Annotated in this window: 1 protein-coding gene and 1 pseudogene; both read left to right on the forward strand. The window is 31.1% G+C overall.

The features are described 5' to 3' along the window. Window positions 1–387, forward strand: a pseudogene (locus E6248_RS16230) (ABC transporter ATP-binding protein); the annotation flags it as partial. Between the two features lie 13 nt (window positions 388–400). Beyond that, window positions 401–1,105 carry an ABC transporter ATP-binding protein gene (locus tag E6248_RS16235; protein WP_316341800.1) on the forward strand — a complete coding sequence of 235 codons (705 nt, stop codon included), beginning with the start codon at window positions 401–403 and terminating at the stop codon, window positions 1,103–1,105. Window positions 1,106–1,109 lie beyond the last annotated feature (4 nt).

Below are 1,109 nucleotides of genomic sequence, written 5' to 3' on the forward strand. Positions count from 1 at the left end.
GAAAATATAAACAAGGCTGAAGGAATATTAGGATTTTTAGGGATAGAAAATAAAAAGCATGAACTTGCAGGTGGACAACCGTATGGAGTTTTGAAAAAAATTGAGCTTGGTAGAACTCTTATGAGTAATCCAAAACTAATTATTTTAGATGAGCCTGCAGCAGGATTAAATGATACTGAAACACTTGAATTAGCTAAACTTATAAAAGGTATAAGAGATGAGTACAAATGTAATATTTTATTAGTTGAGCATGATATGAGATTAGTTATGGATATCTGCGATAGAATATGTGCAATATCTTTTGGTAGAAAACTAGCAGAAGGTACGCCAAAAGAAATTCAGTCTAATAAAGATGTTCAAGAAGCTTATTTAGGAAAGGAGGAGTAAGATGAGTAATACAATTTTAAAATTAGATAATCTTACTGTTTCCTATGGAAGTATAAAGGCTTTAAAGGGAATAAATATACAAGTTAGAGAAGGTGAAATAGTTGCTCTATTAGGTGCTAATGGAGCTGGTAAAACTACAACTTTAAAATCACTTTCAGGAATTGTGCCAATAGAAAAAGGTAGTATAGATTTCTTTGGAAAAGATATTGCTAATTTAGCACCAGAAAAAATAACTTCTTTAGGAATAGTTCAATCACCAGAAGGTAGACAAATATTTCCTGATATAACAGTAGAAGAAAACTTAAGAATTGGGGCTTTTACTATAAAAAATAAAAAACAAATTACTAAAAATTTTGAAAGAGTATATAAGTACTTTCCTATTTTGTTAGAAAGAAAAAAGCAATTAGCAGGAACATTAAGTGGTGGAGAACAACAGATGTTAGCAATCGCAAGAGCTTTAATGGCAAGTCCTAAGGTGCTTCTTTTAGATGAACCATCATTAGGATTAGCTCCACTTATAGTTAAAGCCATATTTGAAATAGTAAAAGAAATCAATTCAGAAGGAACTACAGTTTTAATTATAGAACAAAATGCTCTTCAAACTTTAAAGATTGCTGATTATGCATATGTACTTGAAGTTGGGGAAGTTAGTATGGAGGGCAAAGCAAGTGAGTTGATTCAAGATAAGAGGTTATTAGAGGCTTATCTTGGTGGTTAAAGTG

The sequence above is a fragment of the Clostridium sp. genome, assembly GCF_032552055.1.
Taxonomy (GTDB): Bacteria; Bacillota; Clostridia; order Clostridiales; family Clostridiaceae; genus Clostridium.